This is a genomic window from Thermostichus sp. MS-CIW-25 (genome assembly GCF_054060015.1).
The window spans coordinates 18,733-33,771 of record NZ_JBSSCS010000012.1; the positions used below are offsets into that span (position 1 = coordinate 18,733).

The window sequence follows — 15,039 nt, forward strand, 5'->3', positions numbered from 1 at the left end:
GCGGTATCCCGCAAAGCTTTGAGTAGAATACCCAAAGCGCAGTTTCCGTGTCGTCTTACTACCAATTTTCTGCTTTGCTTTGGCTACCATGTTGGCAGACTCGAAAGTAAACAGAAAGATCAACTGGTAGTAATCCGTACTGAACATATTATACATTATTTTCAGTATAGTTGAGCTTATTATTGACTAGAGTCATGCTCTCAAGCTAACAACCACGTTCTTGGGTGTGGTCACCGGGAGCAGCTCTGCGCAGCGCAGCCAACCGAAGATAGGTACCTTGATGCGGTTGCCAGAAGTGCGAATACTCCCTTCCAGGTAAAAGCTGTCTCGCACTCCCTTGCGTTTGAAGCGGGGAAACTTCCCCAACCCACCCCGCCAGCGCTTAAGGGCTTGCTCCAAGTTGCGTAATGCCTGCTGAGGGGCGCATTTGGAGACCTGGTAGTACCAGCGATGTTCTTTCTTCACCTCGGCCACTAGGCGCTTGTGCAGGTCAATGGCGGTGGGAAGTTTTTGCTGGTTCTCCAGGGCTTGCCGACAGACTTCTAAGCCCCAGTTATAGGCGTGGCGGGCTACCCCAGCGTGTTGGGCGGCTAGAGTTGTTTGCTTGCGGTTAAGAATGAGTTGCGTCCGAAAACCCAGTAACATGCCCGCCACACCGCAAAGCGTCCATGAGTTCCGTGAAGCTTTCGGCTTGGCGCTCACAAGCCCCCTTTAGCTTTAGGTAACTCATGTTGACTACTGTAAGCTTTTCGGCCTGCTGTTGTCAGCCTCTGGTTTTGTCTGCTGGTTTTGCTGGGGTTGGGGGGGTGGGGACGGCCAGCAGGGATCCCCTGCCACGGGTTGGATGTGCAACTCCAGGTAGCCGGTGGCCGGATCCGGTTGACGGGAGAAGCGGTACTCCGGGCTATCGGCGAGGACAATTTCGGCGGTGGTGTAGATGAGGCAGCCGGGGCGCAGGTGTCCCCCCCAGGTTTGGCCTCGGGCATCGGCAACGGTGAGATGGAGATGGACTCCGTCAGGGCACAGGGATCCACTCAGGGCCAGGATCTCCAGGCGTTCCGACAGCAGGTGATCCCCCATTTGGTCGGCCAGGCGCAGGATGGCTTGGCTGAGGCTGCCGACAGCGCTGAGGACAAACCCCGCTTGCAAGGGCTGCTGCCGGGCCAATCGCTCTAGTTCCTGCTTGAGATCTTGGCCGGGGAAGAGGCGCAAGGGATAAATCTTGAGGGATCCCGGTGGCATGGGCTGGGGCTCCTGGGGGCGGGAAGAGCGGATCCCGGGTCGCCAGCCGGGCTTGACCACCGGGCGGGAGCGAGCGATCACCAAGCAGTCATCCGGCAGAGGGTAGCGGGCAGGGATGGTGGAGCCGGCGGCAATGGTGACATTGGATCCCACCTGCAAAGGAGCCACCAACACCGAGTTGGCGCCTGTTTTGCTGCGATCCCCAATTTCGGTGAAGTGCTTTTGCTGGCCGTCGTAGTTGGCGATGATGGTGCCCGCGCCGATGTTGACCTGGGATCCCAGCTTGGCATCTCCCAGGTAGGCCAAGTGGGCGGCATTGCTGTGGGATCCGATCTGGGCATTTTTGGTTTCCACAAAGTTGCCGATGCGGCAGTGATCCCCAATCTGGCTGTGGGGGCGCACGTGGGCGTAGGGGCCTATCCAGACGTGGTTGCCGATGCGGCTGTGGCTGACCACCGAGTAGAGAATGTGACACCCAGATCCAATCTCGCTGGACTCGATCCAACTGCCCGGCCCCAGGCGGGTTCCCGAGCCAATGCGGCACACCCCTCGCAGATGGGTTTGGGGCTCGATGATCACATCGGGGGCCAATTCCACCGTTTCCTCGAGGCTGCTGCTGTCGGGATCCACAAAGGTGACCCCGGCTTCCATCCAGGCTTCTTTGAGGCGATCCTGCAAAATCTGGTACGCCTGGGCCAGTTGGCGGCGGTCGTTGATGCCCACAATTTCTTGCGGATCGGCAACATCCAGAGCGATGGCTTTGCCCACCCGCTTGACGGCATCCGTTAGGTAGTACTCCTGCTGCGCGTTGTTGCGATTGAGATGGGGCAAAACCTGAGCCAGAGCCGGCCAGTGAAAACAATACACCCCACTGTTGATGCGGCGATTTTGCCGTTGGGCTGGGGTGCAGTCTCGCTCTTCCACCAGTTCCAGCACTCGCTGTTGGGCATCGCAGAACACCCGTCCATAGCCATAGGGATCCGCCACCTGAGCCGAGAGCAAGGTTACCTCTGGGTTCACCTGGCGGTGGCGCTCCACCAAAGCTTGCAGGGTTTCCGCCCGCAGCAGGGGCACATCCCCGTTGATCACCAGCAGATCCCCCTGAAAATCGCCCAGGACGGGCAACAGTTGCTGAACGGCGTGTCCGGTGCCCAATTGCTGGGCCTGCTCCACAAATTCAACCGGGTACTCCCGCAGGGCTTGGCGCACCTGCTCCTGTTCATAACCCACAATCACCAGACAGCGGTGGGGTTTCAAGGTTAGCACCGTGCGCAGCAGCCGCTCGATCAAAGACAGGGATCCCAGCTTGTGCAGCACCTTGGGCAGCCGTGATCGCATCCGGGTGCCCTTGCCCGCTGCCAAGATCGCTACCGATAGCTCCCGCTCTGCCATGTTCCTTCCCCGAACTGCCCCCATCAAGTATAGGCGGCAGGATTCTGCTCAAAAATCTTCTGAGGTTGGATCCAAGTTCCTGAGCCCTGTGCGGCCAAAACTGAGCTAGCTTAATGGCACATCTAGCTGGTGCAGTCTATGGCCGAGGGCAGGGGCCCTGATATGCCCCCACAGGAACGTCGGCGGTTGGTCCGCGAGGTGGCCGGCTGGCTGGCGATGCTGGGGGTGTTCATTCCAGGGTTGCAGCGCTTCTATATGGGGCACCAACGCTGGGGCTGGGGCTACTTGGTGGCGGGGCTGATGGTGTTCGTTCCTTCCATCCCGCTGCAGATTCTCAGCTACGGGGTACGCGCCCTTTGTTTGCTGGAAGGGCTGTGGATCCTGACCATGAGCAATGCCGATTTCGATTTTCGATTCAACCGAGAGTTGATCGAGCTGGAATGGACCAGTGTGGAAGGGCGAGAAGCCCGGGATCCCGAACAGCAGTTGGAAAGCCAGTTGAAACAGGGCTTGATCACCCGCGCTGAATATGAGGAGCGCCGCCGGCAAATCCGCAAGATTTCGTAAACTACCCGGCTCCGACCGCTAAGCGGTACGGAGCGGGCTTTCAGTAGCCCTGAGCCTGCTCTGCTCTACCAGAGAACAAAACAAGCCCGGACCTCTAGGCTGGTTTACGGCAGCCCCCAAGAGCGCAATTACGTTTGCACCATTCAAATCCGCATCCCCTTCCCATCCACAGTGCCCACACTTAAACTTCTTTCCACTGCGGTAGGATTGCGCAGGGTCGGGATGGATGTGTAAACACTTGTGACAGGTCTGCGACGTGTAGGCAGGCGGCACAAGAACCAGAGAAACCCCTGCAACCCTCGCCTTGTATTCCAGAAACTGGCGTAGTTGGTAGAACGCCCAACTGTTGGCCCTGCGCCTTTCGGTTTTGCTGCGTGGCTGTTGATTGACCCTTTCCCGGATCCCTGTCAGGTCTTCCAGAGCAATAGCACTGTTTGTGGCTTTTGCCCTGGAGACAATAGTTTTGGAGATGCGATGATTGACCCACACTTGAAAGCGTCTCTCCTTGCCAGACAGCCGTTGCAGCAGTTGACGGCATCTGCGCCGCGAACTGCGTGTGCCCTTACTGGCTTTGCGTTGAAGTACCGCCCTCAATCGGGAGTAGTGGTCTCGGACTCTGTTCAGCTGCTGTCCATTCCAGTTGTCCCCTTCTGACGTATGAGCAATATCCGTCCTTCCCAAATCCACCCCGATCACCTTGTCGGTTTCTTGTTGCTTGGGTGGCTTTTCCTCTACGCAAATCTGGATGTAGTAGGAGCCATCTTTCCGCTTGACTAGCGTGGCGGCTTTTGGGTTGGAGCCAGCCAGCATCCCACGCTGGTAGTTACCAATGGCCAGTCCAAAGCGCTCTCGCCCTTCCACCGTGGTCAGCGACACCGTCCAGTCTCTCTCACGAAATGAGAAGATGCGTGCGTCGTAGGTAACGAACCTACGCTTGAACTCTTTAACTGGACGGTTGCGCTGTCTCGCCACTTTGCGAGCGCCTGCCACCCGTCTGCACACCTGTTGAGCCAAGTTACTGGACAAGCCGAACCGGGCTCGAATCTCGTAGTAGCAAAGGGATTGCAGTTTGACCGCGTTGACGATCTTCTCCGGCGTGTTCTGGTTGACCCAGTTCAAGGCTTGGCCAAAAGCCTCCATCGTCGCGTCCAATTTGGCGGCTTGCGACTGGGACGCCTTGAGCTTACAGGAGACGGTCAGGACTTGGGTCATAAGTTCATTGTACTTCATCAAAGCGCATTCCTCCCGACACTGACCCTACGGGTACAGTGCGGGGCTCCTGCGATTTCTAGCTGACGCAAGCATCTGCCTGGATAGACAGCCCGATAGATGGATAATGGTTCTGGTGTTGATTTTCCCGGCAATAGCTCCTGCCCGAGCTGGGCTCCTTCCTCTCCCCTGTTATCTTGCACCGTCCTTTTGCCTTATGTTGCCAAGCCTTCCTCTCGCAGCTATCCCCCTGTTCTCTATTGCGGCAGCCATGCTCTTGGTCTATCTGCCCATGGGGGTGGTGGGCTATGCCCGTGCCCGCGTCGGCTACGACCTGCATGCCCCTCGGGCTATGTTCGATAGGCTACCTCCATATGGACAGCGGGCCACCTGGGCTCATGCCAACGGGTTTGAGACCTTTGGGATGTTTGCGGCAGCAGCGTTGATTGCCTACATCACCGGCCCACACCCGGATCCCTGGTATTTTGGCCTCAGCGGAGATGAAGGGGTAGCTGTGCTGTGTGGGGTGTTTCTGCTGGCGCGGCTGCTCTACAACTTTTTCTACATTGCCGATATTCCCATTGGGCGATCCCTCTCCTTCTTGGCGGGATCCCTGGCCACGTTGGGCCTGTTGCTGATTAGCCTGCTGCCTTTTCTCGGCACCGGCCTGGCCTAATCTGGCGAGAGAAACTCCCCCGTCATTTGTTGAGCCTGCCGGTACCCTGGCCCAACCTGCGATACTGGAAAAGGACTTCGTCCTGCTGTCGCCAACGGCGTCCTCTGGGTGCCTCTCTTTTGTCCCACGGCCCACTACGCAACGGTCAGCCATGTACACTCTGGAACTGCTCCTGAAAGGGAACCCTGCCCCCATCGTTGTCCACCAAAAAGAGGAAGAAGCGGCCAACCGGGCCTACCAAAGCATCGTCAATGCTCTGCAGAGTGGATCCCCTCAGAGTTTGGAGCTGACCTGCGACCGCACCGGCAAAAAGGTGTTCCTGCTCACCGGTGAGCTATGTGGCGTGCAAATGACTTCCAAGTCGGGCGGCGCCAGCCCCATGGGAGCCCGTCCCGGTTTTTTGGCCCAGTTGCAAAGCTGAGGACAGCTCTTTATCCCTCTGCCGCTAAGGGATCCCCATGTCTGAGGTGGCCATTCGGGTGGAGAGTCTGACCTTTGCTTGGCCGGAACGTCCGCCGGTTTTGCAGGCGTGCAGTTTTGTCATTCCCAAGGGCCAGTTGTGGATGCTGTTGGGGCCCAATGGCAGCGGCAAGTCCACTTTGTTGCAACTGTTGTCCGGATCCCTGACCCATCCTCGGCCCCTTTCGGGCCGCCTGGAGATTCGCGGTCGGCTGGGCTATGTGTTTCAAAACCCGGATCACCAACTGTTCATGCCCACGGTGGGAGCCGATGTGGCCTTTGGCTTGGGGGCAGAGGCTCTGACCTTGGCGGAAATTCACCAGCGGGTGGAAACAGCCTTGGAGCAGGTGGGATTGAAGCACCTGATCCGTCGGCCCATTCACGGCCTCAGCGGCGGACAGAAGCAACGGGTGGCGGTGGCAGGGGCTTTGGCCCGGCGCAGCGAGGTGCTGCTTTTGGACGAGCCGACAGCCCTGTTGGATCCCGACAGCCAGGCGGATTTGCTGCGGTGCATCCGGCAACTGGTGGATCAAGAAGGCATCACCGCCCTTTGGGTAACCCATCGGCTGGCGGAACTGGAATGGGCAGACGGGGCGATTTTGCTCTCGGAAGGTCAAGTGCGTCAACAGGGATCCCCAGAGCAGGTGCGGCAACGGATTGAACAACTGTTTGGGGCCTGAGGGATCCCTGCGCATCCTGATCCCAAAGAGATCGCGAAAGCGCAGCTGCACCCCCCTGCCGTCACTGTTTAGAATGGGTAATGTATCCGGTTGATCAATTCGGTTGGCACAAGGTCATTATCCTGGACTCATTCCTCATCTGGATCGGCTGGTTTTTACCTGTTGATCCTCGGTTACACCGAATCCCTACAGGTTCTGCGTCAACCGGTTACATCAGCGGGCCACCGGCCCCATCTAGTCTAAAGGAGCTTGAGAACATGGGACTGTCTGAAGTGATCGCCAAAGAGCTGGAAAATGCTCGCAACGTCTGCTCTGAGTACGGCGAAGGGGATCCCCACTGCCGTGCGGCCTGGGACGCAGTTGAAGAAGTGCTGGCAGCTCGCAGCCACCAGCCGAGGACTCCCAGCAGCCTAGAGCAGCACTGCGCCGAAAACCCAGATGCTGTTGAATGCCGGGTCTACGATACCTGATTCTCGGGAACCCCACAGAGTGGATGCTCTCTGTCGATTCCGTAGCGATCGACAGGGTTTCCTACTGGGGATCTCCGACAAAATCCAGCGGCCTGCCGGATCCCTGCCGGTAGGCTTTGCTTTCTTGGACTGGAAGGCTTGACTGGGTGCGGTTTCAGGCGCGACGTACAGAGCGCTTTCTTTTTAGGGTCGTTTTGATTCAAACCAGGACACTGCACCCGCACTTAAAACGTTAGATGCACAGGGCCAGAAGGCTTTTCCCAGTACCTCGGTCGCCTTGTCCCAACCTGAAACGACTATGAAATTGTGACCTGCATCATTGCCATCCATCAAAACCAGGACAGGGATTCATCAAACTTATGGCTTATGGGATCCCCAGTGCCGGTGGAGAGCGTTTTTCACGAAGAAAGCCTCTGAGCAGAATCAGCCCGCAGCCATTGCCTCACCCACAAGGCGAAGGCTATTCCCAGCAGCAGCAGTTGGGGGAGCAGCGTCTGCCAAGTAGGATATATGCCCAGCCAGCGCAGCTTTGGGATCCCAACAAGAGGAGTGATGGGCAGCCAGTCCGCCACCTGTAGAGCGTGCAAGCCACTGCCCAAAAACTTAAAGCCCAAGTAGAAAATCAGCAGACTTAGACCCCGGAAAAAAACTCCCAGCGGCAATTTCAGCCCCACCTGCAGCAGCAAGATCGCCAGTGCCACCAACACCAGGGATCCCAGGCCGATCCCCAGCCAAAAATCTTTTGCCGAGAGGGAAGGGGCCAACCCCACATAAAACAGCACCGTTTCCGCCCCCTCGCGAAACACCGCCACAAAGGCCAGAAAAGCCAAGGAAAACACTTGACCGGTGGCCAGTGCCGCCTGCGCCTGTTCCCGCACAAAGGTTTGCCAAGAAGCCACTGCAGCCCGGCGGTGCAACCAAAGGCTGACCGAGAACAACAAGCCTGCTGCCACCAGCCCGGTGATCCCTTCCAGCACCTCTTGTCGCGTGTGGGTGAGCATCTGCTGGAAAAACAGCTTCACCAGCAGACCGAGCATCACCGCTGCCAGCAAGCCCGCGGATCCCCCTAGCCACACCCAGCGCTTCTGAGCCGATTGCCCGCTCTTGCTCATAAGGGCCAGCAGTGCCACCAGCACCAAGAGAGCTTCCAGGCCCTCCCGCAGCAGAATCGAAGCAGCATCCAGGAACGTGTAGTCCGACATAGGCTCACCCAGACAGGCGGCTCAGTTTTAGCTGGAGCCAAGAGGATTTCTAAGTGGTGGCTGGGATGAACTTGAGGGCAGCAGAATTGATGCAGTAGCGCAAACCCGTGGGTGGGGGGCCATCCCGAAACACATGCCCCAGATGTCCACCGCAGTTAGAGCAGTGGACTTCCGTGCGGGGCACAAACAATTTCCAGTCCGTCTTGGTGCCGATCACATGGGGAGCAATCGGCTCCCAAAAGCTGGGCCAACCGGTGCCACTGTCGTACTTGGCCGCCGAGGAAAACAGCTCCTGACCACAGCCGGCACAGACGTAGATACCTGGGGCTTTGTTGTCGTAGTAAGCGTTGCGGAAGGGGGGCTCAGTGCCCTCTCGGCGCAGCACATAGTATTGCTCTTCGGTGAGCAGTTGCCGCCACTCGGCGTCGGTTTTGGTGAAGGGATAAGTCTGTTGGGCCATTGCTCTTTGCTCTCCTGCTAAGCTGAGGGGTGCTGTAATCAACCCGGCCACCGCCAAGGTCAACAGCTCGCGTCGTCGCATGATGAGGTTCATCTGTTGTCGCTGTGTAAGTGGCGGGGAGGCCATCCCTACTAGAGGGATCCATCCGTCTTCGTCCGCCACCGCTGGGTTGAGACTTGCGAGTAGGTCATCTATATCTTAACTCTTCTTTACGTTCCCTCCTGCAAAACAGGGAAGTAGGCAAGTATTCTTCTATGGGTTTTCTATGGGTTCTATCGACAGCTTCTATCCCCGGCTTCGGGCCCGCTCCCGCTACAATGAGCTCACGTGGGCTGCTTGTCCAACCCTAGACGAGTCATGGAGTTTTTCCTATGCTGCTGGTCGGCTCAGGTGCAAAGTTTGTACAGCAACTGGAGCAATCTGGAGCTTTGGCCATCTTTGTAACCCCAGAAGGGGGGTCCGAAGGACATTACCTGCGGCGGCTGCGCGGAGCCGGGTATGAGGTGGTCACGCTCTCCAGCAAGGGAATCGGGGATCTGGCCAGCTATTTGACGTGCATTCATGGGGTACGGCCTGCCACATTGGGCAAGTCGGAGCGGCGCACCTATTTTTTCCCGGCGTTGATCGAGCAGTATCGGGCCACCTTGCCCCCAAAAGCTAAGGGGTTGGTGTTCTGGTTTTACGAAGGGCATGTGTTCAGCCAACAGGAACTCTCCTACCTGGTGAAGCTGAGTCGGGAAGACAAGGGAGTGAAGTTTGTGGTGGAACTGGGCCGAGAACGGTCAATTCGTTGGCAACCTCTGCAGAGCGCCTGAACCTCTCTTCAGGATCCTGGAAATTTCTTTGCTACCATCTCAAGTAGATGGCCTGCGGCTCAGATTTCCATCCTGCTAGCGGCTTCTTGTGCCTGTGACCTTGCCAACCGCCTCGCTGCAACAGGGTACCTGGTTTAAGTTGATCTGCGGTGCAAGTTTCCACCACTTGCCCTCGGTTCGGGAGCTGGCTTTCCTTTACACGCTGGCCGGGGCAGATTGCATTGATGTCGCTGCCGATCCGGCCATAGTGCGGGCCGCTCAACAAGGGATCCAACGGGCACAAGCCGAAGATCCCCAGGCGGGATCCCCTTGGTTGATGGTCAGCGTCAATGACGGTGAAGACGTGCATTTCCGCAAGGCGGTGCTGACGGCTCCTGTTTGTCCTGCCGACTGTCCTCAGCCTTGTCTGGCAGTTTGTCCCCCTCATGCTTTGACCCAGGCAGCCCTTCCTGCTCAAGTCCACATCCAGACAGAGCTGTGCTACGGCTGTGGGCGCTGTGAGCCGGTTTGCCCCCACCGGCGCATTGCCACCTTCGGCTACCAGGTCGCTTTGTCAGAAGTTTTGCCGCCTTTGGTCGAGCTGGGCATTCAAGCGGTGGAGATTCACACCTGCATCGGTCGCCAGAGGTCATTCGAGCAATTGTGGGGATCCCTGAAGCCCTGGCTACCTCAGCTCCAGGCCATCTCGATTAGCTTTAACGATGGTCCGGGCCTAGAGGCTTATTTGAGGGATCTGCTGGCCCTCATGGATCCCTTGCCGGAGGTGTTGATCTGGCAGGTGGATGGCCGGCCTATGAGTGGGGATATTGGAGCTGGCACCGGCAAAGCTGCCCTAAAGTTGGCCGAGAAGGTACTGAATATGGGTCTGCCAGGCTATGTGCAATTGGCAGGAGGAACCAACGCCCAAACGGTGCCGCTGTTGGATCCCCGGTGGCCGGTGGCGGGGGTAGCCTTCGGCAGCTACGCGCGACAGTTGGTGTCAGCCTATCTGGAAGGGCCAGCCCACAGCTCATCGGAGTCAGGATGGAATCCTGGATTGGTGGCAGGGATCCCGTTGGCCAAGCAGTTGGTGCAGCAAGTAAAGCGGCGATCCGTTGCTTTTAGGCAAACCTGTTTTTCCTGCGTTTAACGACGTTGCTCAGCCATGAGTTTCCCCGTACAGCCCTCAACCCCAAGTCCGTCGATGGATCCGGAAAGTGCTCCGCACCGCTTACGTGAACGTACCGGCTTTCCCGGCCAGGTTCAATACAGCGACGACCTGAGTAAGCTTTTGGATATCCTGCCTGCTCCGATTCGTGAGCGCCTAGAACAGCATCCCCACTTGGATCGGTTGGTGGAGGTGGTGCTGGATTTGGGTCGCCGCCCCGAAGCCCGCTTCCCCGGCTTTGCCGATTACCTTTCAGAAGACGTGATCACCCGGGCCGACTTGGATCAGGTGATCAGCCGGGTTGGAGAGTTCAGCAGTGACAACCGCGCAGGCATTGCCTCTACCCTGCACCGGATCAGTGCCATCCGCAACCGCCAAGGCACAATCATTGGCCTCACCTGCCGGGTGGGTCGCTGCGTTATCGGCGTGATCAGCATGATCCGCGACTTGGTGGAACAGGGGCGCTCCATGCTGTTGCTAGGCCGACCGGGGGTGGGCAAAACCACGGCCCTGCGGGAAATTGCCCGTGTGCTGGCGGATGAGCTGGGCAAACGAGTGGTTATTATCGACACTTCCAACGAGATTGCTGGCGATGGCGATGTGCCCCACCCGGGCATTGGCCGGGCCAGACGGATGCAGGTGGCCAGCCCAGAGCTGCAGCACAAGGTGATGATCGAGGCAGTGGAAAACCACATGCCCGAAGTGGTGGTCATCGACGAGATCGGCACCGAACTGGAAGCCTTGGCCTCTCGTACCATTGCCGAACGGGGGGTACAACTGGTGGCCACTGCCCATGGCAACCGCATCGACAACCTGATCAAAAATCCCACCCTCTCAGACTTGGTGGGCGGGATCCAATCGGTCACCCTGGGAGATGAAGAGGCGCGGCGACGGGGCTCTCAGAAGAGTGTGTTGGAGCGCAAAGCCCCCCCCACGTTTGAGATTGCCATAGAGATGCTGGAGCGATCCCGCTGGGTCATCCACGAAGATGTGGCCGCCACTGTGGATCGTCTCTTGCGCAACCGCGAGCCGCTGACCCAAACCCGCAGTTTAGACGAACACGGCCAGGTGGTGATAGTGCGGAGCACCGCTGGCGCAAACGGGCGCCCGGCTCTATCTGGCCCCCAATGGCCCCCTGCCGGCAGCACAATCTCCGCAGCACGGGAGCGGGGAGGATGGCAACGCTCTGGACGGATGGAAGCTCTGCCTTCAGAGCCGCTTGAAAGTCGCTCGCAGCAGCAAGGAGAATCGGGTTTGCTCCTGGAGAGGCGAGAGGACTCCGTCCCGCTAACGCCGGCGGGATCCCGTCCTGCCGCTCAGGTGGTGGCCGAATCCAGAGTAGAATCCGGCTCTGACGAAGAAGAAGATTTGGACTGGGAGGGATCCGCCCTAGCCCCGACAGGACGGCAGCAGAATCCGGATGGGCCGCTGATGATCTACCCCTACGGAGTGAGCCGCTTCTACCTGGAGCAGGTGATCCAAACCCTGAAACTGTCGGCGGATGTCACCAAAGATCTAGACGAGGCAGACATTGTCTTGGCCTTGCGATCCCAAGTGCGTAGCCGTTCCAAGATCCAGCAGATGGCCCACTCCCGCCAGATCCCGATTCACACCGTCAAGGCCAATACTCTGATTGCCCTGGCTCGCGCCCTGCGCCATATTCTCAACATCGAAAGCGAAGAGGGATCCGATTCCGACCTGGAGCTGTTCATTCGCGCCAGCTCAGGCGATGAAACCGAAGCTCTGGAAGAAGCCCGCCTGGCGGTGGAGCAAATTGTCATTCCCAAGTCTCAGCCGGTGGAACTTTTGCCCCGTTCGCCTCTGATCCGCAAGCTCCAACACCAGTTGGTGGAACATTACCACCTGCGGGCCCAAAGCTTTGGCGAAGAGCCCAACCGCCGCTTGCGCATCTATCCCAACTAGCCCCACACGATAGCTCAACCGATAGTTCAGCTCCGTAGAAGCTCTACCCATTGAGCCGTCGTGGCCAGAGAGGGAGGACTCCGTCCCGCTTCTGTGAACGGGATCCTGGGCTAAGATTTGGCTACGCCAAGTGCGGTTCCCGCTGTTGCGACAGCGTTGCAGTTGTCGGCCCAGTGTCGTAGGTACAGCAGCAGGGTGCCCTGGGCATAGCACCATTTATTGCTATAGGGATAGCTAATGACTGCTACAGAAGTACGCTGGACCACTCGGGATATCGAGGCTCTTCCAGAGAATGAATGGATCTGCTACGAGATCATCGACGGAGAACTGCTGGTGACTCGCTCTCCTCATCACAAACATCAGCACATTATCGGGTGTTTGTTCTCCGCACTGCATCGGTGGTCGCTAGAAACAGGATTGGGAGAACCCTCAATCATGCCAGGGATCCTCTTTTCCGAATTTGATAATGTGTCTCCCGATGTTGTTTGGGTTAGTTATGAGCGGCTATCACAGATTCAAGATGAAGCAGGACATTTTCGGGGTGCCCCTGAGCTGGTGGTTGAAGTCCTATCACCTGGAAAAGTTCATGAGGATCGAGACCGCTTGGCAAAACGGAAACTCTACTCTGTGCATGGGGTGCAAGAGTACTGGATCGTCGATCGGCTGGCTCAGAGAGTAGAGGTGTATCGCAGACAACAGGCCCAGTTGGTCTTGGTAGAAACGCTGTTGGCTCAGGATGCGTTGTCTTCTCCCCTGTTGCCCGGCTTTGTCTGCACGGTTGCTGAGCTGTTTACCTCCCGACCCTAGGCTCCAGGCGTACAACAGCCGAAAGGGATCCCATCCCATCGGCCAAATCAATGAAGCAACCAAGATGCCTGCTGCTGCGTACTCTAGCCGGAAAAAGTGCGGCTTGGCCCTGGCCGAAACTGTTCCGGTGTAACAAAATGTTAAGGGCAGCATTTGTACGGGGATCCCTTCTGAAGGGGCCGGTCTTTTGCTGGCTCATGACCTACATTTCGCACACCTCCAAGGACACATAGCCATGTACAACAATCGTCGTGGTTTTCTTCGCTGGCTGGCTCTCGGTTTTGGCTCGTTGGTGGGTTGGTTACCTGGGTTTACCCGGCGCCGTTTTGCCCTGGCCCAGGGAACTGCTTCTGGCTCTAAGGCTTCTGAGCCGGAGTTTGTGAAAGTTGCCACTCTGGCCGATCTCAAAGATGGCCCCTTCAAGGTGGAAAACGCCTTTGGGAAAAACACCGCCACCCTCTGGCTGGTCGGGGATCCGCAAAAAGAAGATTCTCTGCTGGCTTTGGATGCCGCCTGTCCCCATGCGGGGTGTGATGTGAACTGGCGGGGGGAGAACTTTGTCTGCCCCTGTCATGGCTCGGCTTTTGCTGCCGATGGCAGCCGTACCCGTGGCCCGGCCAAGGCAGACCTGGCCATCTACAAGGTCAAGGTGGAGAAGGGAGAAATTTTTGTAGCCAAAGCCTCATAAAGTTCTGGGCAGGCTGGGGGCTCTGAGACCAGGCAGAAGGAGTCGGGTATCCGGATTGAGAAGATAATGGGCTGAGCTGCCGAGACTCTCCCGATGGCTCGTCCCTACCGCTATCTGTTCCTCTCCACCCCTGTTGGACCTCTGGGATCCGGGGCCGGTGGTGGTGTGGAGCTCAATCTTGCCAACCTGACGCGTGTCTTACTCCAGATGGGATCCCAAGTGCGGGTGTTGGCCCCTGTGGGATCCCGAATGGCGGAGTTGCCGGAGGAGGTGATCGAGCCGGTGGCGGGCCTTCCCCCGGCCTATGCGCAAACCCAGCGCCGCGATCAGCCGGTTCTGATCCACACCCCCTCTCTGCTGGCCAACCTGTGGCAGCGGGCTGCCCACCTGCAAGATCAGTTCGATCTAATCGTGAACTGGAGCTACGATTGGCTCTCGTTTTATTTGACGGATTTTTTCCGCACCCCGGTGGCCCACATTGTTAGCATGGGATCCCTCAGCGATGCCGTCGATCAGGCTCTAGAGCACATTGCCCATCGCTACCCTGGTCGGCTGGCGGTGCATTCGCAGGCGCAAGCCCAGACCTTTGCCTTTGCCCGAGCCGAGATGGCGGCAGGTCGGGATCCCTTTGTCTATCTGCCCTGCGGGGTGGATCTGCGCCTCTACGACTTTGTGCCCCAAGGGAATGGATCCCTGTGTTGGATTGGGCGCATTGCCTCCGAAAAGGGCCTGGAAGACTGTGCTGCCCTAGCCGAGAAGACGGGAAGGCCGGTGGTGATCCTAGGCCACCTGCAAGAGCCAGGCTACTGGCAGCAGATCCAAGAGCAGTACCCGCATGCCCAATTGGATTACCGAGGGTTTTTGCCCACCCCGCAAATGCAGCGGATCTTGGGGCAATGCTCAGCCTTGATCATGACCCCCAAGTGGGTGGAGGCCTTTGGCTTGGTGGCGGTGGAAGCTTTGGCCTGTGGCGTGCCGGTGATTACCTACCGCCGGGGTGGGCCCGCGGAAATTGTCAGCGATGGAGAAACCGGCTGGATCGTCGAGCCGGACAACGTGGCAGCTTTGGCAGAGGCTGTAGAGCGCCTAGATCACATCGACAGGAGCCGCTGTCGGCAACGGGCAGAAGAGCACTATTCCCTGGGCGCGATGGCAGAGCAGTTTCTGGCCTGGAGCAGGCAGATTGGCCGGGATCCCACCTGGGCAGCCCGCGAGGGAGGAGACAGGCAGTGGTACTATTAACTTACTTAATTCTGGCGAACTGTGTCAGACACGCAGCCCAACAACGGGAACGTTTTGACT

The 15,039-nt window shown here is 58.1% G+C and carries 16 protein-coding genes and 1 pseudogene; 11 read left to right on the forward strand and 6 right to left on the reverse strand.

Annotation, left to right across the window (positions count from 1 at the left end):
• Positions 1 to 192 precede the first annotated feature (192 nt).
• The 3 genes and pseudogenes from ACVWZ1_RS06230 to glmU form a co-directional block, all read right to left on the reverse strand.
• Positions 193 to 645 carry an RNA-guided endonuclease InsQ/TnpB family protein gene (locus ACVWZ1_RS06230; RefSeq protein WP_414355920.1) on the reverse strand — a complete coding sequence of 151 codons (453 nt, stop codon included), beginning with the start codon at positions 643 to 645 and terminating at the stop codon, positions 193 to 195.
• A 90-nt stretch (positions 646 to 735) separates the two neighbouring features.
• Positions 736 to 1,242 (reverse strand): PPC domain-containing DNA-binding protein, encoded by a 507-nt coding sequence (locus ACVWZ1_RS06235; protein WP_414355965.1) that lies wholly within the window; start codon positions 1,240 to 1,242, stop codon positions 736 to 738.
• Positions 1,243 to 1,278: 36 nt separating this feature from the next.
• Positions 1,279 to 2,634: pseudogene (gene glmU / locus ACVWZ1_RS06240) on the reverse strand (bifunctional UDP-N-acetylglucosamine diphosphorylase/glucosamine-1-phosphate N-acetyltransferase GlmU); the annotation flags it as partial.
• A gap of 162 nt (positions 2,635 to 2,796) precedes the next feature.
• Here glmU and ACVWZ1_RS06245 point away from each other — a divergent pair.
• Positions 2,797 to 3,201: an SHOCT domain-containing protein gene (locus tag ACVWZ1_RS06245; RefSeq protein WP_414332012.1), complete on the forward strand. Its 405-nt coding sequence runs from the start codon at positions 2,797 to 2,799 to the stop codon at positions 3,199 to 3,201.
• Between the two features lie 18 nt (positions 3,202 to 3,219).
• On the opposite strand, the gene ACVWZ1_RS06250 is transcribed toward ACVWZ1_RS06245, so the two are convergent.
• A complete protein-coding gene (locus ACVWZ1_RS06250) occupies positions 3,220 to 4,413 on the reverse strand; it encodes an RNA-guided endonuclease InsQ/TnpB family protein (RefSeq protein ID WP_457502875.1) in 1,194 nt (397 codons plus the stop codon).
• A 214-nt stretch (positions 4,414 to 4,627) separates the two neighbouring features.
• Between ACVWZ1_RS06250 and ACVWZ1_RS06255 the strand changes: the two genes are divergently transcribed.
• The 4 genes from ACVWZ1_RS06255 to ACVWZ1_RS06270 all read left to right on the forward strand — a co-directional run bounded on the left by ACVWZ1_RS06255 (position 4,628) and on the right by ACVWZ1_RS06270 (position 6,695).
• Positions 4,628 to 5,086 carry an MAPEG family protein gene (locus tag ACVWZ1_RS06255; protein ID WP_414384097.1) on the forward strand — a complete coding sequence of 153 codons (459 nt, stop codon included), beginning with the start codon at positions 4,628 to 4,630 and terminating at the stop codon, positions 5,084 to 5,086.
• A gap of 151 nt (positions 5,087 to 5,237) precedes the next feature.
• Positions 5,238 to 5,507: a hypothetical protein gene (locus ACVWZ1_RS06260; protein WP_414332008.1), complete on the forward strand. Its 270-nt coding sequence runs from the start codon at positions 5,238 to 5,240 to the stop codon at positions 5,505 to 5,507.
• A gap of 37 nt (positions 5,508 to 5,544) precedes the next feature.
• The gene (locus ACVWZ1_RS06265) at positions 5,545 to 6,225 is read left to right on the forward strand and encodes an energy-coupling factor ABC transporter ATP-binding protein (protein WP_457502876.1); all 681 of its coding nucleotides are present in this window, start codon (positions 5,545 to 5,547) and stop codon (positions 6,223 to 6,225) included.
• A gap of 257 nt (positions 6,226 to 6,482) precedes the next feature.
• On the forward strand, positions 6,483 to 6,695 hold the full coding sequence (locus ACVWZ1_RS06270) for a CP12 domain-containing protein (protein WP_011434185.1): 213 nt from the start codon (positions 6,483 to 6,485) through the stop codon (positions 6,693 to 6,695).
• 398 nt (positions 6,696 to 7,093) lie between these two features.
• Here the strand turns inward: ACVWZ1_RS06270 and ACVWZ1_RS06275 are convergent, their stop codons facing one another.
• Positions 7,094 to 7,897: an FTR1 family iron permease gene (locus tag ACVWZ1_RS06275; RefSeq protein WP_457387581.1), complete on the reverse strand. Its 804-nt coding sequence runs from the start codon at positions 7,895 to 7,897 to the stop codon at positions 7,094 to 7,096.
• Between the two features lie 49 nt (positions 7,898 to 7,946).
• Positions 7,947 to 8,450: a peptide-methionine (R)-S-oxide reductase MsrB gene (gene msrB, locus ACVWZ1_RS06280; RefSeq protein ID WP_414350127.1), complete on the reverse strand. Its 504-nt coding sequence runs from the start codon at positions 8,448 to 8,450 to the stop codon at positions 7,947 to 7,949.
• A gap of 278 nt (positions 8,451 to 8,728) precedes the next feature.
• Between msrB and ndhN the strand changes: the two genes are divergently transcribed.
• From ndhN to ACVWZ1_RS06310, 6 genes are all read left to right on the forward strand, one after another.
• Entirely contained in the window at positions 8,729 to 9,172 is a 444-nt protein-coding gene (gene ndhN / locus ACVWZ1_RS06285; RefSeq protein WP_414417381.1) for an NAD(P)H-quinone oxidoreductase subunit N, read from the forward strand.
• A gap of 88 nt (positions 9,173 to 9,260) precedes the next feature.
• Positions 9,261 to 10,301 (forward strand): Light dependent period protein LdpA domain-containing protein, encoded by a 1,041-nt coding sequence (locus ACVWZ1_RS06290; RefSeq protein WP_457502877.1) that lies wholly within the window; start codon positions 9,261 to 9,263, stop codon positions 10,299 to 10,301.
• Positions 10,302 to 10,355: 54 nt separating this feature from the next.
• Positions 10,356 to 12,242: a R3H domain-containing nucleic acid-binding protein gene (locus ACVWZ1_RS06295; protein ID WP_457502897.1), complete on the forward strand. Its 1,887-nt coding sequence runs from the start codon at positions 10,356 to 10,358 to the stop codon at positions 12,240 to 12,242.
• 237 nt (positions 12,243 to 12,479) lie between these two features.
• The gene (locus ACVWZ1_RS06300) at positions 12,480 to 13,049 is read left to right on the forward strand and encodes a Uma2 family endonuclease (RefSeq protein WP_457502878.1); all 570 of its coding nucleotides are present in this window, start codon (positions 12,480 to 12,482) and stop codon (positions 13,047 to 13,049) included.
• Positions 13,050 to 13,284: 235 nt separating this feature from the next.
• Positions 13,285 to 13,737, forward strand: coding sequence for a QcrA and Rieske domain-containing protein (locus ACVWZ1_RS06305; RefSeq protein ID WP_414330183.1), 453 nt, complete (start codon positions 13,285 to 13,287; stop codon positions 13,735 to 13,737).
• Positions 13,738 to 13,830: 93 nt separating this feature from the next.
• On the forward strand, positions 13,831 to 14,979 hold the full coding sequence (locus tag ACVWZ1_RS06310; protein WP_457466689.1) for a glycosyltransferase: 1,149 nt from the start codon (positions 13,831 to 13,833) through the stop codon (positions 14,977 to 14,979).
• The last annotated feature ends 60 nt before the right edge of the window (positions 14,980 to 15,039 follow it).